This is a genomic window from Pseudomonas sp. SC11 (assembly GCF_047039205.1).
Lineage (GTDB): Bacteria > Pseudomonadota > Gammaproteobacteria > Pseudomonadales > Pseudomonadaceae > Aquipseudomonas > Aquipseudomonas boreofloridensis.
This window is the reverse complement of sequence record NZ_CP178183.1, coordinates 2554389-2578143: the sequence shown is the minus strand read 5'-3', so window position 1 is coordinate 2578143 and position 23755 is coordinate 2554389. Positions and strand designations below refer to the sequence as shown.

The 23755-nt window shown below is 67.6% G+C and carries 12 protein-coding genes; 1 reads left to right on the top strand and 11 read right to left on the bottom strand.

Going from position 1 to position 23755, the window contains the following annotated elements:
• Positions 1–12 precede the first annotated feature (12 nt).
• The 8 genes from ACK2SD_RS11475 to ACK2SD_RS11440 form a co-directional block, all read right to left on the bottom strand.
• The gene (locus ACK2SD_RS11475; RefSeq protein WP_412462177.1) at positions 13–1350 is read right to left on the bottom strand and encodes an ABC transporter substrate-binding protein; all 1338 of its coding nucleotides are present in this window, start codon (positions 1348–1350) and stop codon (positions 13–15) included.
• A gap of 78 nt (positions 1351–1428) precedes the next feature.
• Positions 1429–2493 carry a branched-chain amino acid ABC transporter permease gene (locus ACK2SD_RS11470; protein ID WP_412462176.1) on the bottom strand — a complete coding sequence of 355 codons (1065 nt, stop codon included), beginning with the start codon at positions 2491–2493 and terminating at the stop codon, positions 1429–1431.
• A 4-nt stretch (positions 2494–2497) separates the two neighbouring features.
• Positions 2498–3379, bottom strand: a complete 882-nt coding sequence (locus tag ACK2SD_RS11465; RefSeq protein ID WP_412462175.1) for a branched-chain amino acid ABC transporter permease — start codon at positions 3377–3379, stop codon at positions 2498–2500.
• On the bottom strand, positions 3376–4146 hold the full coding sequence (locus tag ACK2SD_RS11460) for an ABC transporter ATP-binding protein (protein WP_029612473.1): 771 nt from the start codon (positions 4144–4146) through the stop codon (positions 3376–3378). The genes ACK2SD_RS11465 and ACK2SD_RS11460 overlap by 4 nt, the downstream gene beginning before the upstream one ends.
• A complete protein-coding gene (locus ACK2SD_RS11455) occupies positions 4143–5114 on the bottom strand; it encodes an AMP-binding protein (protein WP_412462174.1) in 972 nt (323 codons plus the stop codon). Before ACK2SD_RS11455 ends, ACK2SD_RS11460 begins: the two co-directional genes overlap by 4 nt.
• Positions 5115–5133: 19 nt before the next feature.
• Positions 5134–6543, bottom strand: a complete 1410-nt coding sequence (locus tag ACK2SD_RS11450; RefSeq protein WP_039578099.1) for an LLM class flavin-dependent oxidoreductase — start codon at positions 6541–6543, stop codon at positions 5134–5136.
• A 181-nt stretch (positions 6544–6724) separates the two neighbouring features.
• Positions 6725–8143 (bottom strand): diaminobutyrate--2-oxoglutarate transaminase, encoded by a 1419-nt coding sequence (locus tag ACK2SD_RS11445; protein ID WP_412462173.1) that lies wholly within the window; start codon positions 8141–8143, stop codon positions 6725–6727.
• Between the two features lie 35 nt (positions 8144–8178).
• Complete coding sequence (locus ACK2SD_RS11440; RefSeq protein ID WP_039578105.1) at positions 8179–8397, bottom strand: MbtH family protein; 219 nt, start codon at positions 8395–8397, stop codon at positions 8179–8181.
• A gap of 197 nt (positions 8398–8594) precedes the next feature.
• Here ACK2SD_RS11440 and fhuF point away from each other — a divergent pair, with 197 nt between their 5' ends.
• The gene (gene fhuF / locus ACK2SD_RS11435; RefSeq protein ID WP_029612479.1) at positions 8595–9335 is read left to right on the top strand and encodes a siderophore-iron reductase FhuF; all 741 of its coding nucleotides are present in this window, start codon (positions 8595–8597) and stop codon (positions 9333–9335) included.
• Between the two features lie 5 nt (positions 9336–9340).
• Here fhuF and ACK2SD_RS11430 read toward each other — a convergent pair whose 3' ends face one another.
• From ACK2SD_RS11430 to ACK2SD_RS11420, 3 genes are read right to left on the bottom strand one after another with little or no spacing between them, the layout of a single operon-like run.
• Positions 9341–10987 (bottom strand): cyclic peptide export ABC transporter, encoded by a 1647-nt coding sequence (locus ACK2SD_RS11430; protein ID WP_412462172.1) that lies wholly within the window; start codon positions 10985–10987, stop codon positions 9341–9343.
• Positions 10984–14745, bottom strand: coding sequence for a non-ribosomal peptide synthetase (locus tag ACK2SD_RS11425; RefSeq protein ID WP_412462171.1), 3762 nt, complete (start codon positions 14743–14745; stop codon positions 10984–10986). The genes ACK2SD_RS11430 and ACK2SD_RS11425 overlap by 4 nt, the downstream gene beginning before the upstream one ends.
• A complete protein-coding gene (locus ACK2SD_RS11420) occupies positions 14742–23747 on the bottom strand; it encodes an amino acid adenylation domain-containing protein (protein ID WP_412462170.1) in 9006 nt (3001 codons plus the stop codon). Before ACK2SD_RS11420 ends, ACK2SD_RS11425 begins: the two co-directional genes overlap by 4 nt.
• Positions 23748–23755 lie beyond the last annotated feature (8 nt).

Below are 23755 nucleotides of genomic sequence, written 5' to 3'. Positions count from 1 at the left end.
GTGGCTGACGATTCAGGCACCGGTGCAATCGCGTGGCGTGATGCCCTTTTGCTTGGCGTAGTCGGCGGCCTTGTCGTCGATCAGTTCGCGCAGGGTGGCGCGGTCGGCGCGTACCCAGTCGGTGATCAGGTTCCAGCGCTGGCCATCCCACTGCTGGACCTTCGCCGCGCCGCCACCCTCATGGTCGCTGCACGACAACTTCAGCGGCTGCATCAAGCCCAGGAAACCGATCGCTTTCAGGCGCGCATCGTCCAGGTCCAGGTGCTCCAGCCCCCAGCGACCTTCCTCGCCGTTGAGTGGCCGATTGCCGAAGCGCTTCTGCCCGGCGCGGATCGCCTCCACGGCGATGGCGGCATTCACCAGGCCCGAGTTGTAGTACACGCTGCCGAAGCTGTGCGGGTCTTTCAGGTCGCTCTTGCCCGCGTCGAGGATGTGGTGCTTGAGGCGCTGGTGGATGTCGAACCCGGTGCCACCGGGGTACGGCGTCAACGCCAGGTAGCCCTTGCCCGCGGTGCCGGTGGGCAGCACGTCCTCGTCGGAGCTGGCCCAGATATCGCCGACGATGCGCTCGACCGGGAAGCCGAAGCGCGCAGCCGTCTTGATCGCCACCGGGGTCGACACGCCCCAGGTGCGCAGGAACACCCAGTCCGGCTTGAGCTGGCGCACCTGACGCCACTGCGCGGCCTGCTCGTTGCCGGGATCGGCGACGGGAATCTGGATGTTCTCGAAGCCGTATTTCGCCGCCAGCAACTGCAAAGGCCCCTGGGTTTCCCGGCCATAGGCCGAGTCGTGATAGACGGTGGCGATCTTCTTGCCCTTGAGCTTGTCCAGCCCGCCTTCGCGCTCGGCCACGTAATTGATGAAGGCCGACGCCTCGCTGTAGAAGGTCAGCATCACCGGGAAGTTGTACGGAAACACACGGCCATCGGTGGCCTCGGTGCGGCCGTAGCCCAGGGTGATCAGCGGGATCTTGTCGGCCTCGGCCTTGTCGCTCAGGGCATAGGCGGCCGGCGCACCGTTGGGTTGATAGACGGCCACTGGGGCGCCGTCCAGGCCGTTCTTGAAACGCTCGTAGCACTCGATGCCCTTCTCCGCAGTCCACTCGGTCTCACACTCCTGCCAGACCAGCTTGACGCCATTGATCCCGCCCTCCACTTCGTTGATGTAGCGCAGGTAGTCGATCATCCCGGCCCATACCGGAATGCCGCTGGAGGCGTAGGCGCCGACCCGGTAGGTGGCCAGGGGAATGAACTGTTGATCGGCGCCCGCCTCGGCGCTGGCCGGCAGAAGAGCCTGACCACCGAGCGCGAGCAGGCTGGCGAACAAGTAGCGATGCAAGGTTTTGCCCATGATGTGTACGTCTTCTTGAAGGAGTGAAAAACTCCTTTCCCGGGGCCGGGTCAAGGCATGTGAGTGAAACAGGTGAGTTCAGAACCGCAGCGGCCAGACCCGTATGCGTTGCCGCGCGGTGGTCAACAAGCGCGCCAGTCCTTCTGGTTCCTTGATCAGCAGCACGATGATCAGGGCGCCGAAAAGGATCTTCTGCAGGTTCTGCAACTGCCCGGCGTCGACGTGACCGTCGAACAGCCATTGCCCCAGGTGGCTCAGCAGGACCGGTACCAGGCTGATGAACGCGGCTCCGATGAAGTTGCCGACAATGCTGCCCATGCCGCCGATGATGATGATGAACAAGATCTGGAACGAGCGGTTGATGTCGAAGCTGCCGGCGCTGGCAGTACCCAGGTAGGCGAACGCCCACAGCGCCCCGGCGATCCCCAGGTAGAACGAACTGACAGCGAAGGCCAGGCGCTTGTAGCGCTCCACCGGGATGCCGATGACCGCCGCGGCGGTGTCCATGTCGCGAATCGCCATCCAGTTGCGCCCGACCTGGCTGCGCACCAGGTTGACCGCGACCCAGGTCAGCAACGCCACGCAGCCGAGCGTCAGCAGGTAACGCCCCGCCGGCGTGGCCAGGCTGTAGCCGAACAGTTCCAGGCGTGGGGCGCTGATGGTGCCGGAGGACGCGTAGTTGTAGAACCAGGGAAACTTGGCGAACACCCATTCCAGAAAGAACTGCGCCGCCAGGGTGGTCACCATCAGGTAGAAGCCCTTGATCCGCGCACTGGGAATGCCGAACAGCAGCCCCACCGCGCCCGCGATCAGCCCGCCGCCCAGCAGGGCCAGCGGTAACGGCAAGCCCGGCACCCGCAGCAACAGCCCATAGGTGGCGAACGCACCCACCGCCATGAAGCCAGCGGCGCCGACCGAGGTCTGGCCGGTGTAGCCGGTGAGCAGGTTCAGGCCCAGGCCGGCCAGCGACAACACGAGGAAGGGGATGAGGATCGCATTGAGCCAGTAGTCACTGCCCAGCCAGGCCAGCCCGATGAGGACGGCCAGCGACAACAGCGGTAAAGCTCGCGAGCGGCGGCGTCGGATGAGGATCACCGGCGCTTCGCCAGCGCCTGAAACAAGCGGTGAAACGGTGGCGGTCATGGCGTCATACCCGTTCGATGACCCGGTCGCCGAACAGGCCGGCCGGGCGGATGTAGAGGAAGATCAGGGCGAGGAAATAGGCGAACCAAGGCGTGATGCCACCGCCGATCAGCGGGCCGATGTAGGCCTCGGCCAGGTTCTCCGCCGCGCCGACGATCAAGCCGCCGACGATGGCCCCGCCAATCGACGTGAAGCCTCCGATGATCAGCACCGGCAGCGCCTTGAGCACCACCAGCGAGAGCGAGAACTGCACGCCCTGGCGCGCGCCCCAGAGCAGCCCGGCCACCAGCCCGACCACCCCGGCCACGGCCCAGACGATCTGCCAGATACGGTTCAGGTCGATGCCCAGCGACAACGCCGCGCGGGTGTCGTCGGCCACCGCGCGCAGGGACACGCCGATGCGGGTCTTGTTGAACAGCAGCGCCAGCACCGCCACCAGCACCGCGGACACCCCGGCGGCGATCAGGTCGAACTGGCTGACCATGATCTCGCCCAGGAACAGCGGAACATCCTCAATCCCCAAGTCCAACGCGCGCACCTGGGCCCCCATCAGTCCCTGGGCCAGGCCCTCGATCACGAACGACAAGCCCAAGGTGGCCATGAACAGGGTGATCTGCGAGCGATTGACCAGCGGCCGCAGCACCAGGCGCTCGATCAACCAGGCGCCGAGGACCATCACCCCCACCGTGATCGCCAGGGCCAGGGCGAACGGCAGCCCTTGCCCCAGCAGGCTGACGAAGGTCAGCGCAGCGAACAGCAGCATGGCGCCCTGGGCGAAGTTGAACACGCCGCTGGCCTTGTAGATCAGCACGAAGCCGATGGCTACCAACGAGTACATCGAACCGGCGAGCACGCCACCGATCAGGGTTTCGAGAAAGAAATTCATCCGTGCGGCGCTCCCAGGTACGCAGCGATCACCTCAGGATTGGCCTGGACCTCGGCCGGCGTGCCGTCACCCACCTTGCGTCCGTAATCGAGCACCACCACATGGCTGGACAGGCCCATGACCACCTGGATGTCGTGTTCGATGAGAATCACCGTGGTGCCCAGATCGCGGTTGATATCGGCGATGAAGCGACTCATGTCGCGTTTTTCCTGGGCGTTCATGCCGGCCATGGGTTCATCGAGCAGCAGCAACCTGGGCTGGGCGATCAGTGCGCGCCCCAGTTCCACGCGCTTTTGCAGACCGTAGGCGAGACTGCCCACCGCCACCTCGCGCCAAGGCTGAAGGTCGAGAAACTCCAGCACCGCCTCGGCCCGTTCGCTGAAGGCGCGCGCCTCGCGCCGCGCACGGGGCAAGCCCAGCGCCTGTTCGAGAAACAGGCTGCGCTGGAAGCGCGACAGCCCGGTGAGCAGGTTGTCCAGCACGCTCAGCGGCTTGAACAGCGCATTGTTCTGGAAGGTCCGGCCGATACCGAGCCGCGCCGCGTGCAAGGGGTGCGCGCGGCGCAGGGGCTTGGCGTCGAACAGCAACTCGCCTGCATCGGCCCGGTAGACGCCGTTGAGGATGTTCAGCAGTGAACTCTTGCCGGCGCCGTTCGGCCCGATCAGGGCACAGACCTCGCCGCGCCGGACGCTGAACGACAGGTCCGAGATCGCCTTCACGCCCTGGAATGCCAGCGACACATTGCGCACCTCCAGCAAGGCAGTCATGCCGCGCGCTCCAGATACTGCGCCAGCCACGCGCCGGAGACAGGCTGTGGCTGCGCCGTGCCCAAGGCAGCGCTCGGCACCTCGATGCGGCGCAAGCGCTGAAAGCCGAGCAAGCGCCGCACGCGCGCCTTCACCGCGCGGGCGAACAGCCGCTGAGGATGGGCCAAGGTCCAGTCGCACCAACGTCGCCGCCAACTGCCCGCCGGCGCCAGGCTGGCCTCGATCTCTTCGGCCAACGTCTCGACCCTGGCCGACGACAGCAGCAGCCCGGTCGGGGCTATTTCGCGACGGTCACGGCTGGACGACTCGCGGTTTTCAGGAAACGCGACGCTGATTCCCTGCTCCAGCCAGTGCTGCAACAGGTGCCCCAGACCGTCCTGCCACTCGGTGCCCTCGTCTACCCATAACACCTCATCACCGGCCACCTGCGTCCAGCCTTGCCGCTGGGCAGGCGCCGCCTCGGCGACCAGCAACGCCGACAGCGGCTGCACCTGCCACAGCGCCTTGCCCAGAGTCGTGGCCTGGGCGCAGAACAACTGCAGCGGCCACTGATCGGCCAAGCCACTGTGCAGCCAGTGCGCGAGGCTCTCGCGGCGCTGGACGAACGCGAAGCTCGGGCGCGCCTGACGCAATTGCCGTTGCAACGCTTGGCCACGACTGTGCGGGCTGATCACCCGGCTGTGGCCACCCAGTTGCCGCGCGGCCAGTGCCAGCAGCAGCAGGCTCGGCTCCAGCGCACCACTCAAGGCCAGCCGCGCACCTGCGCTAAAACCCTGCTGGCGCAGGCCATCGGCCAGGCGCTCGACGTCGCGCTGCACATCGATCCAGCGCCAGGCGTGCCACGCCCCGCGACGGCGATGGCGCAGCGCGATCTGCGTCGGCCGCTCCCGGGCCCAGCGTTGCAACGCCACCAGCGCGCGGTCACTGACGGCCTCGGCGGGCGATGGGTGAAGTTCATGAAGAGTCATGGGCAAGGTCTCCTCAGGCTCATGCCAGCTCGACGCTGTCGGCGCGGGCCGGTTGCAGGTGCGCACGCAGATCGCGGTAACCGGCCGCCGGATGGTTGGACGGCAAGCGTGGGCCGTCGCCGAAGAGCTTCTCGCGCAGGGTTCCGGCGCGGTACTCGGTCTTGTATACCCCGCGCCTCTGCAACTCAGGCACCAGCAGCTCGACCACATCGCGGAAGGTTTCGTGGGCCAACGCATAGGCAAAGTTGAAGCCGTCCACATCGGTGTCCTCGACCCAGGCCTGCAGTTCGTCGGCCACGGTCTGCGGGCTGCCGACGATCAGCGGGCCGAAGCCACCGATGCCGACCCAGTCGGCCAGCTCCTGTACCGTCCACTGTTTGTCAGGATCCGCCGTGGAGAAGGTTTCCACCGCCGACTGAATGGCGTTGGTATGAATGTGCTTGAGCACCTGGTCGGGTCGGTACTGGTTGAAGTCGATGCCGGTCCAGCCGGAGATCAGCGCCAGCGCGCCTTCGTAGCTGGCGTATCCCTTCAGTTCACGCCACTTGGCCTGGGCCTTGGCGTCGGTCTCGTCGACGATGACCGTGAGCAGGTTGAAAATCAGCACCTTGCGCGGATCGCGCCCGGCCTCGGCGGCGCGACGGCGGATGTCGGCCACGGTCTTCTTCAGGGTGACTTTCGAAGGCGCAGCCACGAATACGCATTCGGCATGGCCCGCAGCGAATGCCTTGCCGCGACTGGACGCCCCCGCCTGGTAGAGCACCGGGGTGCGCTGCGGCGACGGCTCGCAGAGGTGAATGCCGGGCACCTGGAAGTGTCTACCCTGATGGCGGATTTCGTGGATCTTGCTGGGGTCGCTGAAAATGCCGCGTTCGCGGTCACGCAGCACCGCGCCGTCCTCCCAACTGCCCTCGAACAGTTTGTAGAGCACTTGCAGGTACTCATCGGCGTAGTCGTAGCGCGCATCGTGGTCACTGAGCGCCTTCTGCCCCAGGTTGCGCGCGCCGCTGTCGAGGTAGGAGGTGACGATGTTCCAGCCAATGCGGCCCTGGGTCAGGTGGTCCAGGGTCGACAGACGGCGGGCGAAGGGATAGGGATGCTCGAAGGTGAGCGACGCGGTCAGGCCGAAGCCCAGGTGTTCGGTGACCAACGCCATGGGAGTGATCAACGCCAGCGGGTCATTGACCGGCACCTGGGTGGCCTGGCGCAGCGCCGCATCGGCGTTGCCGCCCAATACGTCGTAAAGGCCGATGACATCGGCGATGAACAGTCCGTCGAACTTGCCGCGTTCCAGTAGCTTGGCCAAGTCGGTCCAGTAAGACAGGTCCTTGTACTGCCAGGCGCGATCGCGCGGATGGCGCCACAGCCCTGGCGACTGATGGCCCACGCAATTCATCTCGAAGGCGTTCAAACGGATTTCACGTGGCATGGGGACTCCTGAGCGATAAGCCGCGCACGCTGGGACGTGCAGTTCAAAGGCTTACCAACAGGAATCGTGCCAAGTGAAAATAGCGTTCTAGAACAGTGACTTAAAAATTAAATCGACAGTGTTGGTGTGGCCCTCAGCGCAACGCTGTTGATCGGCTGCACGCCGATCAACAGCGTCCGATTCACGCGTGGGCCATACGCTCCGGCGCGCGCAGGCCCGCCACGGCGGCCTGCACCGCCTTGCGCAACCGCTGCGCCAATTCATCGACCTCTTGCTCGGTAATGATCAGTGGCGGCAACAGCCGCACCACCGCGCCGTGGCGACCGCCCAACTCGACGATCACCCCCAGACGCAGGCACTGTTGCTGAATCGCCTGGGCCAGCGCCGTATCGGCCGGCGGGCGCCGCTGTCCCTGCTCCAGCGCCGCCACCACCTCGATGCCGAGCATCAGGCCACGACCTCGTACATCGCCCAAGCAGGGAGAGTCGGCCTGCAGTTGGCGCAAGTGATTCATCAGGCGCGCCCCCAGTACCTCGGCACGCTTCGCCAGCCCTTCGTCGATGATATGGCGCAAGGTCGCGCTGCCGGCCGCCATGGCCAGTTGGTTGCCGCGGAAAGTGCCGGCGTGCGCGCCGGGCTTCCAGGTGTCCAGCTCGTGGCGATACACCACCACGGCCAACGGCAGGCCGCCGCCGACGGCCTTGGACAGCACCAGCACATCAGGCTCGATCCCGGCATGTTCGAAGGCGAACAGCGTGCCGGTGCGGCCCAGCCCGGTCTGCACCTCGTCGATCACCAGCGCGACACCGTGTTTGCGGGTCAGGGCGCGCAGCCCCTGGAGCCAGCGCACCGGCGCGGGGATCACCCCGCCCTCGCCCTGCACCACCTCCACCACCACGGCGGCCGGGGGCAACACCCCGGATTCCGGGTCGTCGAGCATCTGCTCCAGGTAATGCAGCCCAGCGTCCACCCCGGCTTCGCCACCGAGGCCAAACGGGCATCGGTAGTCGTAGGGATACGGCATGAACTGCACGTCGTTGTTGACCGCCCCAGGCCCTTGCTTGGGCGCCAGATTGCCCATCAGGCTCAGGGCGCCCTGAGTCATGCCGTGATAACCACCGCTGAACGACAGCACCGTCCTGCGTCCAGTGGCCGTGCGTACCAGTTTCAGCGCGGCCTCGATGGCATCCGAGCCGCTGGGGCCGCAGAACTGAATGCGCGCGTCCCTAGCCAGGCCCTCGGGCAAGGCCGCAAATAGCGTTTCGACGAAGTGATCCTTGACTGGCGTGGTGAGGTCCAGCGTGTGCAGCGGCAGGCCGCTGTCGAGGGTCTGGCGCATGGCCTGCAGGGTGACTGGGTGGTTGTGCCCCAGCGCCAGGGTGCCGGCACCCGCCAGGCAATCCATGAACAATTGGCCTGAGGTGTCCTGCACGTAGATGCCATGGGCCTGTTGCAGCGCCAGCGGGATGCGCCGCGGATAAGTCCGCGCATTGGATTCCCGAGCAGCCTGGCGCTGCAGCAAGGCATTGCTCTCCAGCACGCGGGGGGCCTGCAGCCGGAAGGCTTCCAGGCTGAAGCCGTGGGTGGACACTGATGACATGACGAAACTCCCTGGGCAGTGTGAAGCACAGCGAACTAGTGGTTCTGCGGGTTTTCCTGCATCGCCTTGCGCAGGCTCAGCGGGCGCATGTCGGTCCACACCGCTTCGATGTGGGCCAGGCAGGCTTCACGGCTGTCGGCCTCGCCGACGCCCCGCCAGCCCTGGGGAATGTCTTTGTAGGCAGGCCAGAGGGAATACTGCTCTTCGTCATTGACGACGACCCGGTACAGCACCTGCGGATTTTCTGAACTCATCGTGTGACTCCTTGACTGACTGAGTGAGTGTTTCGACTGCTGGTACGACCAACGTGATCAATTCTCATTAAGGCTCGACGGTTTCACCTGTTATCCTTCACCTCGCCGATATCGCCAGCGCCGTGCCGCTCAGCACACCGCCTGGCCTTGATGAACAGGGATGGAGCACCGCCCACCATGGTTTCCCGGACAACCCGATGATTCCCAGCCTCGCACCGCTCTACGTCGGGCCGCTGGCGGATTTCGCCGAAAAACTGCAATGGCGCCAGACGCCGCGTGTCGATCAGGCGGGCGACGCCTTCTTCGCGGCCAAGCCGTTCGCGCGTTTTCTCGATGGCCTGCAGGTGCGCCACCGCACCGATGAGCGCATCGCCCTGGCCTCGCTGTGGTCGAAGTGGTACTTCAGCACCTTCCTCGGCCCGTACATGGGCGCCAATCTGCTGCTGCAGCGGCAGTTGCCGATCGCCCTGGAACAGACGGGCCTGGTGCTCGGCGACGACGACCGTCCGCAGGCGTTGCACCTGGCCAGCGACGGCCAGCTCATCGAGCACCGCGAAGGCTTCGCGCGCTTCCACGACCTGATCGAGCATCACCTCACCCCTGTGATCCAGAGCCTGGCCTCGGCCACCGGCGCCTCCCCCAGGCTGTTCTGGAGCAATGCGGGCAACACCTTCGAGTTCGTCACCACGCGCCTGGAATTGCATCCGCTGGCGGTGAGCGGCTGCACCGCCGCCGCCCATGAGGTGCTCAACGCCCGCCTGCTGCCCGATGGGCGACGCAATCCGCTGTTCGCCCCGGTCCGCTACCTGCCCGCCGCGCCCGGTGACGAAGAGCCGCCACGCCTGCGGCGCATCTGCTGCATCCGCTACCGGCTGGCCGGGGTTGGCTACTGCAGCAGTTGCCCGCTGGAGTGCCGACACGCCGCCCGCACGCGCTGAAGCATTCATCCCTTGGCCAACTGGAAGGGGCTTTCGGCGCTGCGGTCGTAGTCCACCAACTGACCGTAATCGAGCCGGTAGATACGATCGGCCACATCGAAGTAGCGGTCATCGTGGGTGATGGCGATCACCGTCTTGCCCGCGGCCTTGAGCTCGGGCAACAGCTCCTTGTAGAACACGTGGCGGAACACCGGGTCCTGGTCGGCGGCCCATTCGTCGAGCAGGAACACCTCGCGCCCCTCCATCATCAGCAGCAGTAGTGCCAGGCGCTTGCGCTGCCCTTGCGAGAGCGAAGTGGTAGACAGTCGACCCTCAACGAAGCGCACCTTATGGGTCAGGCCCAGGCGCTCCAGGTAATGCTCGACCCGCGCCTGCAACCCCTCGCTTTCCCCCAGCTTGCCCAGCACATCGGCGAACAGGTAGAAATCGGCGAAGATCGCTGCGAAATGCTCGCGATGCGCGTCACTCTGCTCAGCGGACATCGACACTCCGTTGAGCAACACCTGCCCCGCACTGGGGCTGTAGAGGCCGGTGAGCAGCTTGGCCAGGGTCGACTTGCCGCTGCCATTGCCGCCGACGATGAAGATCAGTTCACCGCGACGGATCGTCAGGTCGATCGGGCCCAGCTCGAAGCCGAAGTCATCGCGCTGACCGGGATAGCGATAACGCACCCCGGACAGTTGCAGCTTCTGGAACGGCTCGACCGCCTGGGCTGCCGTGCCCTGGCCGAAGCCCTCGCCCAGGTCCAGGGCATCGATGGCCTGCAACGCCACATGGCCGCGAATCACGGCCGGAATGGCATCGAGGATCATCGCGATCGGCGTGCGCAGAAACATGATCGCCAGCACGTAGCCCACCACCACCTCCTGGCTGAGCAGCGCCAGGCCCTGGCCGAGGAAGAACAACGTACCGATCAGCAAGAACACCAGCAGCGTGGTCCAGTTCAGGTTGATCGCCCACAGTGTGTCGGCCCGCACCGAGGCGTCCAGCGAGGCGCGGGCGATCGGTTCGAGCTTGCCGTCGTACAGGAAGTAGCGACGGCGCCGGCTCAGGCCCAGCTCGCAGCGGCCCTCGATGGCGGCCTCGTACTGCTCGGCCAACTCGTCGTCCTGCCGACGCACCGCCTGCATCAGCGCCTTGACCCGGCGTCCCAGGAGGATGTCCAGGCCCACACCCGCGGCGATCACCGCCAGCGTCAAGGCGAAGAACGACAGGCTCAGCCACGCCATGTAGCCCAGACCGGCCAGCAGCAACAGGCCGTTGTACAGCGAGATGGGCAACTGCTTGAACGCCGTGGCCACGGTGTTCACGTCCTTGGTCAGGGCGTTGTAGATGCGCGGCGTGCCCAGGCGCTCGATCCGCTCCAGCGCCGTGACCAGCACCTTGCCGACCAGGCGCATGCGCAACTGATACACCAGACGATGGCCGATCTGCACCAGCAGCCACTGCGAGCACACGCCGCTGACGAACAACAGCACCAGCAAGCCCCCGAACAGCAGCAGCGCCGCGCCGAAGTCCACCACGCCCTGGTCCAGGCTGCGGTTGATGTAGCCGATCAGCCCGATGCTGGTGGCGGCGCTGACCGCGCTGGCGAGCACCGCCAGCAGGATGCGCCAGCGGGCCAGGCGCAACAGCTCTTTCATCAGGTTCATGGCATCGACTCCATCCTGGCCGCGAACGGCGCCAGCAGCGCCACCAACCGTTCGGCCAGGCGTGCTTCATCCAGCAGTGCTCGGTGACCGACGTCCAGGGTCCATTGCTGGACCTGAGCGCTGGTGTGCGCCTGCCACTGGGCAGACAGATCGCCATGGGCATTGCCGCGCCACAGCCACACCGGCACATCGACCTGCGGCAAGCGCTGCTGGTAGAGCTGCGTCTTGATCGCCCGCTGCGCCGTCAACACAGCGTGCAGGTGATGTTCGTCAGCCAGCGCGCCCAGGTGCTCACGCGCCTGAGGGTCTTGCAGCAGGCGCGCCACGGCATCCGGATAACTCAGCCCGGCCAGCGTGCGGTCGAGGTGCTCATGCAGCGCCTCGCCCATGGGATGACCCTGCTGACGGCAGTACCAGGCCACATCGGCGGTCAATTGACCCACCTCGTCGTCCTCGCCCGCCAGGCTGCGTTGCGGGTCGTGGTCGATCACCGCCAGCGCCGCCACCTCGAAGCCCTGGGCCTGCAGCACCGGCACCAGCAACAGCGCCAGGCGCGAGGCCAAGCTCCAGCCCAGCAACACCAAAGGCCGCGACTTCAGGTGCGCGGGCAAACTGAGCACGTACTGATCGAGCAGCGCCGTCATATCGCGGCCATCCCAGCCCTGCTCCGGAGCACTGAGCCCATACAGCGATACCCGGCCACCGAGCCGTTCGACCAGCGGCTGATAGGTGTGCACGTGGCCTTGGACGCCGTGCACCAGCAACACGCAGGGCGCGTGCTCACCCGCGTCGTGCAGTACCTGGAACGGCGTGTCGCCGCCGTCCTGTAACCCTTCGACCAACGCCCGCACCGTGTGCCGTTCGAACAGCAGCTTGGTCGGCAGGTCCAGCCCCAGCCGCTCGCGCAGCAGCGAGACCACCTTGATCGCCGCCAGTGAGTGGCCGCCGACCGTGAAGAAGTTGTCAGTGACGCCCAGCTCGGTGTTGTCGAGTACCTCGCTCCAGATCTGCAGCACCGCTGCCTCCTGGGCATCGCGCGGGGGTACGCGGGTGTGTTGCAGTCGCTGCCGGGCCAGGGCCAGCAGCCCCTGGCGGTCGAGCTTGCCGTTGTTGGTGAGCGGCAACGTGCGCAGTGCGAACACGGCGCTGGGCAGCATGTAGTCCGGCAGGCGCAGCGCCAGGCTGTCACGCAGCGACTCGACCTGGCCTGCATCGTCGGCCGTCACGACGAATGCCAGCAACCGCGCGTGGTCGCCCTCGCCGTCCAACAGAACCGCCGCCTGCTCGACGCCTGGCTCGCTGCGCAGCGCCTGCTCCACTTCTCCCAGTTCCAGGCGCAGGCCACGGATCTTCACCTGCTGGTCATTGCGCCCGAGCAGGCGCAGCGCACCATCGGCCTGGCGCAGGGCCAGATCGCCGCTGCGGTAGCGGCGCCGGCCGTCCTGCGGATCGACGCCAAACGTGCTGCCTTCCACAGCGCCCAGGTAGCCACGCCCGACGCTCGCGCCGGTGATGCACAACTCACCCGCCTGACCACTGGGCACCGCGCGTCCCTGCTCGTCCAGCAAGGCGATGCGGTTATCGCCCAGCACCTGGCTCAATGCGCTGTCGGTGCGCTGGCCGTTGAGGTCCAGCGCGCGCCAGAGCACGCCGACCGTGGTTTCCGTAGGTCCGTAATGGTTGTACACGCGGCAGCCCGAACGCGCCTGTTGCAGGCGCTCCAGCAGCGTATCGCTGACCGGCTCGCCACCCAGCACCAGGACCTGACGCGGCAGCGACTGGGCCTCGGTGTGCCCGCCCAGCAGCGCCAGCAGATGCGACGGGACGATTTTCAAGACATCCAGCGGGTGCTCACGCATGGCCTCGGCGAAGGCCTGGGCGTCGGTGACCACCGATTGTTCCAGCAGGTGCACACAGCCGCCTTGCAGCCAGGCGGGGAACAGCACGGTATTGCCCAGGTCGGCGAGCAACGAGGACACCAGCCCGTAGTGCCCGCCCTCGGGCAGTTGCAAGGCGTGGGTCACCTGCGTCGTGTAATGGCGCAGTTGGCCCTGCTCGATCTGCACGCCCTTGGGCCGACCGCTGGTGCCGGAGGTGTAGAGCACATAGGCCAGGTCATTGGCGGCGGCGGCTTCGACGCCTTCGATGGGCGGAGCCTGCACCGCAGTCGCCCAATCCAGGCATGGCACCTCGCTGTCCGGCGCGGCACCTGGCGCGTGCAGCAACACGCACGGCTGCGCATCCTTGAGTATGCTCGCCAGGCGCATCGGCGGCTGTTGCGGATCCAGCGGCAGGTAGGCGGCTCCGGCCTTGAAGCAGGCGAGCATGGCCACCAGCATCTCGGCGCCCCTGGGCAGGTACAGACCGACCCGCTGATCGCGCCCGGCCCCGTGCTGGCGCAGGCTGGCGGCCACCTGATCGCTCAAGGCATCGAGCTGGGCATAGGTGAACGACTGGCGAGCGAAGCGCAGGGCCGCACGCTCGGGGTGTTCGCGGGCGTGGCGGCGCACGGCGGCGACGATGTCCAGGTCCGCCGGCAGCGTTGGTGTCTCTGGCGCGACGCGCTCGTCATCGAGCAAGGCGTCGACGGCATCCAGCACCTGCTGCGGCGCCAGCAGCAGCCGTTCGAGCCACTGGGCGAAGCGAGACAGCAGGCGCTGCACCTGCGCTTGGCGGTACAGCCCCGCGTCGTAGACCAGCGCCAACTGCCCCCGCCCGGCCGAGTCGAGGCTCAGGTGCAGCAGCAGCTCGACCGGGGTTTCGCAGGACACCCACTGCACCGCCTCCAGGCCCTCGACACGGCTGACCTGCACCGCCGCCTGCAAGCTGGCGCGGCAGTCCGGCAGCAACTGCGCCTGCCCCACGTATTCCTGCCACGCCACGGCCTGTTCGAGTTGACGCGAGAGCTGGCGCGACAGGCTCCCCAAGGTGCTGTGCTCAGACAATTGCACCACCATCGGCAGTACCTGCTCGAACACCCCGCAGGCGCCTTGCAGTTCTTCATAGTCGTCGCGCGGATCATGGACGATGCCGACCTGCGCCTGGCGCTGGCCGTTGAGCCGCGCCAGCAAGGCCGCCCAGGCGGCCAACAGCGTGGTCTGTGGATCGCCCTCAGCGGCCAGCAATGCCGATATCACTGCCTCAGGCAGCACCTGTCGCTGCTCGCCGCGCTCGCCGCTGGCCACGCCGTAACGCTCCACCAGGCGCAGGCCCGGCAAGGCGTGCAGCCCCAGGTTGCGCCAGAACTGCGTGCCCTGTTCGGCATCCTCGTCCTGTTGCAGGCCGTTGATCCACAGCACGTAGTCCTCGTACTGCATCGGTTCCTCGACGCCGCTGGGCACGCCGAGCAGCGCGTCGCGCAACTGCGCCACACTGCGCAGGTCGGCCGAGTAGGCTGGCAGGGCCAATAGCAGACGCTCGCCGAGCAGCCAGGCCAGCAGGTCCGGCTGTTCGGCCGCGCAATGGGCGCGGGCGTCGGCCAGCCATTGATCGGTACTGGTCAGGCGCTCATCCGCCACGCGGCGCCAGCTCAAGGTCAAGGCGCCTGCCGCCGCACGGCGCTGGCGCAGGCCGGTGGCCCCTTGTGGGCGCTCGTAGCGCATGTGCAGGGCCTGGTGCGCGTGCAGGTAGTCCTGCAGCCGCGTCCAGGTGTGCTCGCCCGCGCCGCCCAATTGCAACCACGCCCAGCGGTACGGCTGTGGGTTGGCCTGGGCCAGTTGTTTCTGTTGCGGTGACAGATTCAGTCCAAGATCCATCATGGGTTCGACTCTTCCAATTGCTGTACGGCAGGCGCCGGGGCCGCCGTGACCTGATCACGGCCATAGATCTCGCCCATGGCCACCACGATCTTGCGTTCGCCCTCGAAGGGGTCGCGGGCATGGGCGGCGAGCATGTTGTCGAGCATCACCACATCGCCCTGCTGCCAGTCGAAACGCACGGCGCAACGCGCGTAGGCGGCGTTGATGGCGTCGATGGCGGCTGTCTCCAGTTCACTGCCGTCGCCGTAGAACACCTGGCGTGGCAGGGCCGCTTCGCCGTCGCGCAGGAACTGCTGGCGAATGTCGTCGTCGAGGAAAGCCGGGTGATACAGCTGGATCTGGTTGAAGAAGCTCTCTTCACCGGTCAGCGGGTGCAGGATCACCGCCGGGCATACCTGACGGGTATGCAGGTCGTCGGCGCCCTGCCAGTGGAACTGGATGCCGGTGTCCAGACACAGCCGCTCCACCTCGCTGCGCGACTCGGTCTGGAAGAAATGCTGCCAACTCACATCCAGGCTACGGCTGAAATTGCGCACGTACATCAGCTGCTTGCGGCGCAGGTTGTCCTGCAGCCACGCGGGCAGTTCGCGGAACACCTCGCGGCTGTCGACGATCGGCGTGGCGCCGCCCACGCGGGCCGGCACCTCGCAGTAGAACCATTGCCGACGCGGCCAGCGGTGCTGGTGCGCGCTTTCGTTGTGGAACAGGATCATGCGGTCCTTCGGATAGGGCGTGGACTTGTAGATGTTCTTGCCACCCTCCTTCTTCGGCAGGTCGCCGTACTGGCCGTACAACTGCGGGCACAGGGCCTGGCAGAACGCCTCGAAAGCCGCCGGATCGGGCAGGTCGAAGCCGCGGAACAGCAGGCCGCCATGCTCGCGCAGCCACTGTTCCACCTGCTCTCGGTTGCGCTCGGCCCACACCGCCGGGGCCAGTTCGCCGTCGCGCAACTGCACCAGCAGCGGGAAACGCGAGCCCTCGCGCAGCGGCCGCGTGTCGATCGGGGCGCGCGGCGCGGCGCCTGCGCCCTGGCGCATCCGCCCCAGCTTGCTCATCTTGCGTTGCAGAGGGTTGTCGGTGGACATGGTGACAGCTCCGGTAGACGTCGGAATCAGTGCCTCCAGGCTGCTGTCCGGCGCGTGCAGCGCCTGCTCCAGCAGCGTGAGGAAGGTGTCGCGCAGGCGCTCGACGGTGGCTGCGCGGAACAAGCTCGGGCGATAGACCCAGCGCAGCGCCAGGGCATCGCCCTCGGCACGGGCGAACAGCGCCATGTCGAACTTGGAGTGACGCTGCTCGTGCAGCAGCGGCTCGACCTCCAGCTCGCCCAGGCGACGGGTCTGGCGTGGCGTGTTGTCGAGTACGAACAGGGTCTGCAGCAGCGGATGCTGGTTGGCGATGCGCGGCAGTTGCAGGCACTCCACCACCTGGTCGAAGGGCGTGTCCTGCCAAGCGAAGGCCTCCAGGCAGGTTTCACGCACCTGCAGCAGATGCTCGCGGAAACTGCGCTCCGGTTGCAGCGCCAGGCGCAGCGCCAGCAGGTTGACGAAGAAGCCGATCAGCGATTCGGTATCCGGATGTTCGCGGTTGGCCAGGTCGGTGCCGATCACCAGGTCGCGTCCGTGGCTTTCGTGGTGCAGCACGGCCCCGTAGCAGGTCAGCAGCACCATGAACAACGACGTACCGGTGGCCTGGGCCAAGGCGTTCAGACGCGCCACGGTGGCCGCCGGAAGTTGGAAGTCCACCGCCGCGCCGCGGCTGTCGCTGTGCTCGGCGCGCGGGAAATCGAACGGCAGCGGCACCTGCGCGGGCATGCCGGACAAACGCCTGCGCCAGAATGCCAGGCCTTCGCGGTGTCGCGCCCGGGTCGCGCTGGAGCGCTCCCAGACGGCGTAGTCCACGTACTGGATCGGCAGTTCGGTCAATGCCGGCACGCGCCCCGCGCACGCCTGCTCGTAGCCTTCGACGATCTCGCCGATCAGCACCGAGCCAGACCAGCCATCGGAAGCGATGTGGTGCAGCACCAGTTGCAGGACGTGCTCATGCTCAGCCAGGCGGTACAGCACGGCGCGCAGCGAGGGTTCCTGGCTCAGGTCGAACGGGCGTGTCGCCAGCTCCAGCGCGGCCTGCTCCCAGCGCTGGCCATCGCTGTCGATGCACTGCAGCACGCCCGCCTGGGGCGCGGCGATACGCTGGCGCGGCTCGCCGTCGCGGCCATGGTAGGTCGTGCGCAGAATGGCATGACGTTCGACCACGCGCTGGATCGCGCCGCGCAGCGCCTCGACGTCGAGCGCACCGCGCAGGCGGATCTGGCTGTTCATGTTGAAGCTGCTGTCAGCCGGTTCGAGCTGCTGCATCAGCCACACCCGCTGCTGCGCCGAGGACAACACCTGCTCCTGCGCCAGGTCGACGCGGGTCATCGGCGCCGATGCCCCGCTCTGCCCGGCCTGCAACGTATCGAGGCGGGACGCCAGCGCCGCCAGTTGCGGGGTTTCGAACAGCCAGCGCAGGGGCATGTCGAGCCCTTGCTCGCGCAGCCGCGCCCGCACTTGGGCGGCGTTCAGCGAGTGGCCGCCAAGCCTGAAGAAGTCGGCCTCGGCGGCCAGCACTGGCACGCCCAGCACCTGCTGCCAGACCTCGGCCAGACCGGCTTCGCGGGGTGTCAGCGCCCGCCCCGAAGCCTCTGCTGACGGCATCGACACCTGGGCCAACGGCAACTGCTTGCGATCGACCTTGCCATTGCTGTTGAGCGGCAAGTGCGCCAGGCGCTGCAGATGGGTCGGCACCATGTATGCCGGCAAGCGCGCCAGCAGGTGCTCGCGCAGTTGACCTTCCTGTTCGAGCGCACCGACCCAGAAACCGGCCAGGTGCTCGCCCTGCACCGCCACCACGGCCTGGCTGACCTGGGCATGGGCCAGCAGCGCCGCTTCGATTTCACCCAGCTCGATGCGGAAACCACGCAGCTTGATCTGGTCATCGTTGCGGCCGAGGAAATACAACTGACCATCCGCCTGCCGACGCGCCAGGTCGCCGGTACGGTACAGGCGCCCGCCATCGGCGGCGAAGGGATCGGCGATGAAACGCTCGGCGGTCAGCCCCGGTTGCCCGGCATAGCCCCTGGCGAGTCCTGCCCCGGCGATGTACAGCTCGCCCACGGCGCCCAGCGGCACTTCGCGCAGGTGCTCGTCGAGCACATGGCAGCGCGTATTGAGCAACGCGTGGCCGATGGGGGCGCTGGCTTGATCCAGCGTCTCCAGCAGGGTCTGGGTCGACCAGACGGTGGTCTCGGTCGGTCCATAGACGTTGTGCAGGCGTGCGACCCGCGCCGTCAGCGCCTGGGCGAGCTCGGCCGACACCGCCTCGCCACCGGCCAGGGCAATGCGCCCGTCGAGCACCTGCGGGGCGCTTTCCAGCAGCAGGCGCCAGGTGGCCGGGGTGGCCTGGATCAACTGCACCTGGTGGTGATCGATCACGTGCGCCAGCAGCAACGGGTCCTGGCGCTGGGCGTCATCGGCCAGCACCACGGCCGCGCCACGCACCAGCGGCAGGCACAGCTCCAGGCCGGAAATGTCGAAACTCACCGTGGTCAGTGCCAGGTAGCGCTGAACACCGTCCAGGGCCAGCGCCTGCTCCATGGCCAGCAGGAAGTTGGCGAAGTTGCCGCGACTGACCTGCACACCCTTGGGTTGCCCGGTGGAGCCGGAGGTGTACAGCGTGTACGCCAGTTGCGCCAATGCGCGCGGGACGTCAGGCGCCAGGGCCGCGAAGTGCTGCACATCCAACGCGCTCCAGCGCCACCAGCGCTCAGGTCGCGTCAGCGCAGTCAAGGGTTCATCGCAGAGCACCAGCAGCGGCTGCGCACGTTCGAGGATCTGCGTCAGGCGTGCGGGGGGATGGGTGGGGTCCAGCGGCAGGTAACAGGCCCCGGCTTTCTGGATGGCCAGCAGGCAGATCAGCAGGCGTTCGTCGCGGGGCAGGCAGAACGCGACGGTGCTCTCCGGCCTCACGCCCTGTTCGAGCAGCCAATGGGCCAGGCGGTTGGCCTGGGCATCGAGCTCGCCGTAGCGCATTTGTCGGTCGGCGCAGTAGACCGCCACCGCGTGCGGCTGCTGCTTGGCCATGGCCTCGAAGCGGCTGACGAAGTCGTCACAGGCCAGCAGCGGGCGTTGCGGCCCTGGTTCGGGTGATGGCGCGAGGCTGCGCAACGGCAGTTCCAGCAGCGGCGCGTGCAGCTCGCCATGGGCCAGCACCTCGAGCATCCCCAAGTAGTCGTCGACCAGGCGCTGCACGGTCGGCGCGTCGAGCAAGGCACAGGCTCGCTCGACGATCAGTTGGGTGCGGGCCTGCTCGCCGCGCCCTTGGCTGAACAGGTTGAAGGTGAGGTCGAACTTGGCGCTGACCACCCCTTCAGGCAGCGGCAACGCCTGCACCTGCACATCCGCCAGTTCCAGGCGCCGCGCCTGATCGTGGTCGACCTGGAAGTTGAACAGGGTCTGGAACACCGGCGTGCGGTCCAGGCTGCGCTGCACGCCAAGCACGTCGAGCAGGTGCTCGAACGGCAGCGACTGGTGCTCCAGGTCGTCTGCCAAGCGATCGCCCAACTGGCGCAGGAAGTCCTGCACGGCCTGCTGGACGTCGATCCGCACTCGGCAGACCAGGGTGTTGACGAACAACCCGACCCAGTGCTGGCCTTCCACCGACTCGCGTCCGGCCACCGGCAGACCGATCGCGAAGTCCTGGCTGCCGGTGTGACGCGACAGCAGCAGTTGGTAGGCCGCGAAATACAGCACGAAGGGCGTGACGCCCAAGGTGGCGGCGCGGCTGGCCAGGGCCGCGTCCAGTGCCTGCGGCACCACGAAGCTGTCGCGCGCGCCGCGGTAGTCCTGCACCGTGGGACGTTGCGGTTGCTGCGGCCATTGCAGCGGCGCATCGGGCAGGCCCTGCAAACGCGTCTGCCAGTAGCCCAGCAGCGCGTCGCCCTGCTCACCCTGCAGGTGCGCGCGCTGCTGGGCGATCCATGGCAGAAGACCGTGCGGCGCGGGCGTGGCTTGGCCCTGATAAAGCTGCGCGAGATCCTTCACCAGCAAGCCCATGGACCAGCCATCGACGGCAATGTGGTGGACGTTGAACAACAGGCGGTAGTCCTGCGGCCCCAGGCACAGCAGATCCACCGCCAGCAGCGGGCCTTCGCCCAGATCGAAGGCGCGCCCCGCACAGCGGGCGATCAATGCCTGTTGCTCGGCCGCGTCGAGATCGTGCAGCGCATGCCGTTCGAAGTGCAGCCCGGCGCTCTGATCCAGGCGCTGCCAGACCTCGCCGTCGGCCTCGAAGAAGCGGCAGCGCAGCGCCTCGTGACGCGTCACCAGCGCCTCGCAGGCACGTTGCAGGCGCGCCACATCCAACGGGCCTTGCAGCGACAGCAATTGGGTGACGTTGTAGGCGGTCTGCTGCGGGTCCAGTTGCTGCATGAACCACACCCGCTGCTGGGCGTGGGACAGCGGATAACGGCCACTGGTGGGCGTCGGCGTGTCAGCGACCGGCACGGCCTCGGCGACCGGCGCTGACGGCGCCAGCACCCCGGCCAGGGCGCGCGGCGTGGGATGGGCGTGCAACTGACGCGGCGTGAGGCGCATCTCGGCGCGCCGTAGCCGGGCGATCAGTTGCAGGGCCAGGATCGAATCGCCGCCGGCGCCATGAAAATCGTCGTCGGCCCCCAGCGCAGGCTGTGCCAGCACCTCGCGGAAGGCTTCCAGCACGGCCCTCAGCGCCGGCTGCGACTGGCAATCCAGATGCAGCGCCAGATCCGCCAGCACCGGGTGCTGCTGGACATCGCGGGGCTTGAGGCGCAGCCCTTCGCGGCGAGCCTGGGCGATCAGTTGCAGGCTGAGAATGGAGTCGCCACCCAGGGCGAAGAAGTCGTCGCCGCGTCCGACAGCCTCGACGCCCAGCAACGCTTGCCACAACCGCGCCAAGGTCGCTTCGGTCCCACCCTGCGGCGCCTGGGCCGCGCTGCGCTCGGCCTCGGCAGGCACAGGCAGCGCGCGGCGGTCGAGCTTGCCGTTGGCCGTCAGCGGCAAGGCGTCGAGCAGCACCCAGTGCGCCGGGATCATCGCCTCGGGCAGCGCAGCACGGGCGCTGGCTTGCAGCTCGGCAAGGTCGTGCGCCGCCAACGCCGGGCTCAGGTAAGCGAGCAATTGTGCGCGGCCCTGATCTTCGCTCGGCACCACCGCCGCTTCGCGTACCTGGGGCTGAGCGTTGAGCCACGCCGTGACCTCGCCCGGCTCCACGCGAAAGCCCCGGATCTTGACCTGTTCGTCGCGCCGACCGAGAAAGGTCAGCAGGCCCGCGCGGTCCAGACGCACGCGGTCGCCGGTGCGGTAGTGGCGCTCGCCATCGGCGTCCACGCCAAACACCTGGGCACTGGCCTCGGGCTGATTGAGGTAACCCAGCGCCACCTGCGGGCCGGCGATGATCAGCTCGCCTGCCACGCCACGCGGGACCCGGTTGCCCTGCGCATCGACCACCCGCAGGCGGCAACCGGCCAGGGGCTGGCCCAGGGGCAAGTACTGGCTGCTGGCGCAGTGGAGGGATTCGTCGACTTCACCGCAGACCACACCGACCGTGGTTTCCGAGGGGCCGTAGTGATTGAACACGCGCAGCCCCGGCGCTAATCGACGCACCTGCGCCAGCAGCGCCGGATCGAAGCCTTCGCCGCCCACGATCAAGCGCTCGCGGGGCAACACCCGCTCGGCATCGGCCAGTGCCAACAGGCCGCGTAGGTGCGAGGGGGCGATCTTCAGGCAATCGACTGGAGACTGGTCGAGGAAGTCGGCCCAGGCCGGTGGATCGAAGGCCAAGGCTGGCGGTGGCAGCACCAACGTCTGCCCGGCCTGCAAGGCGGCGAACACCGAGGTCAGGCCCAGGTCCGCCGCGACCGTGGCCAGGCTTGCCCAGCGGCTATCCGCCGGGGCCTGCAGGCGTTCGACCACGGCCGCGGCGTAGTGCGCCAGGTTGCCGTGGCTGACCCGCACGCCTTTGGGCTGACCGCTGGAACCCGAGGTGTAGATCAGGTACGCCGCCAGCGCCGGGTCGCTGAGGCTGGCGACAGCGGTGGGCGCAGCGGCGCTGTACAGGTCGGCGCGGGTCAGCGTCAGGCTGGCCAGGTCGCTGCCCGGGGGCGGCGCTTCACCCAGGCTCAGCCACAGGCAGGCACCGCTGTCGTGCACCAGTTGCTGATGACGCTGAGCGGGCTGCGCGGGATCGAGGAACAGGCAGACTGCGCCGCGATGCCAGCAGGCCAGGGTCGCCACCACCTGCTCAGGGCAGCGGCTCATGCACAAGGCCACTACCGCGCCGGGTGCGACGCCACTGTCAGCCAAGCGCTGCGCCAACGCCTGGCTGGCGCCGCCCAAGGTGGCGTAGTCGAGGGTGACGTGCGGCCCGTGCAGCGCCACGGCCTCAGGCGTGCGCCGGGCATGTTCGAGGACCTGGCGGTCGAGCGGCTGCGTGGGCGCCTGCAAGGCGGGCGCGCACAGTTCACTGCCCGGCGAGGCCAGGCGCAGGTCGCCCAGCGCCACGGCAGGATCCTCGCAGACCTGACCGAGGAGCGCCGTCAGATCGTCCAGCATCTGCTCAACGGTCGCGGCGTCGAACAGCTCCTCGCTGTATTCCAGTTCGCAGCGCACGGCGCCCTCGGCGCTGCGTACCAGACGCAGGGTGAGGTCGAAGCGGGCATGCCGCTGGGGCGGGTCCAGCACCTCCACGCCCACGCCCGGCAGCGCCAGCGTACGACTGGCCGGCAGATCGACCTGTACGAACATCACCTGGAACAAGGCGCTGCTGCGCGGCGGTTGCAGGCTCTGCAGCATGTTCTCGAACGGCAGGCGCTGATGATCGTAGGCCCCCGCCACCCGGTCGCGAGTGCTGCGCAGGGCGCTGGCGAAGTCGGCGTCTTGCTGCAGCGTCTGACGGATCACCAGGGTGTTGAGCAGCGGCCCGATCAGCGGCATCAATTCGGGCCGGTCGCGCAGCGCCACCGAGGTGCCCAGGCAGAAATCGCGCTCGCCGCTGTAGCGCGCCAGCAGCCAACTGAAGGCGGTGAGGCCATACAGGTACAGGGTCACGCCCTGGCGGCGGATGGCCGCGTCGAGCGTCTTGGTCAGGCTGTCCGGCAGCACCCGGGTGATTACGGCGCCAGCATGGCTACGCTGGCTGGGCGCAGGACGCGGGCGGTCCAGTGGCAAGCTCAGCGGCGCCGGGGCATCGTCGAGCTGCGCACGCCAGTAATCGACCTGGCGCTGGCATTCGTCGCTGTCCAGCCATTCCTGCTCCCAGGCCGCGTAGTCGGCGTACTGGATGCTCAGCTCAGGTTGTTGTGCCGTGTCACCGGCCTGCAAGGCCCTGTAGGCCTCGGCCAGTTCCTGGGTCAGTTGCTGCGCCGACCAGGCGTCGTAGGCCACGTGATGCAGGGTCAGGAACAGCCAGGTGGTGCCGGCCTCGGCGTCGCTGAAGGCCTGCCAGCGCCAGGGCACCTGCTGCGCCAGATCGAAGGGCTCGGCCAATTGCCGGGCGTATTCGTCGGCGCACCAGGCGTCGGTGTCCTGCGCCGTGATTGGTGACATCGGCGGCAGCGCCACCGCCACCGGCGTGCACAGCGCCTGCCACTGACCTTGGGCATCGGCGACGTAGCGCGTGCGCAGGATCTGGTGACGGTCGCTGAGCTGTTGCATGGCCTGGCGCAGCCGCTCCAGGTCCAGGCGGCCGTCGAAACGCAGCACCGAGGCGAGGTTGTACAGAGCGCGATTGCTCAGCGCCTCGGCAGCGAGGAAACGCCGCTGGGCCTGGGACAGGCAGGGGCCAACCCCCTCGCCCGCGGGCTGCGCGACGATGGGCAGGCGCCAACTGTCGATGCCCTTTTCGGCCAAGCGCTGGCGGAACAGCCGCTTCTTGTCCGCTGGCAACGAGGCCAGGCGCTGGGCGATCTCAAGGAAGCCGTTTTGCGTCATGCCACTCA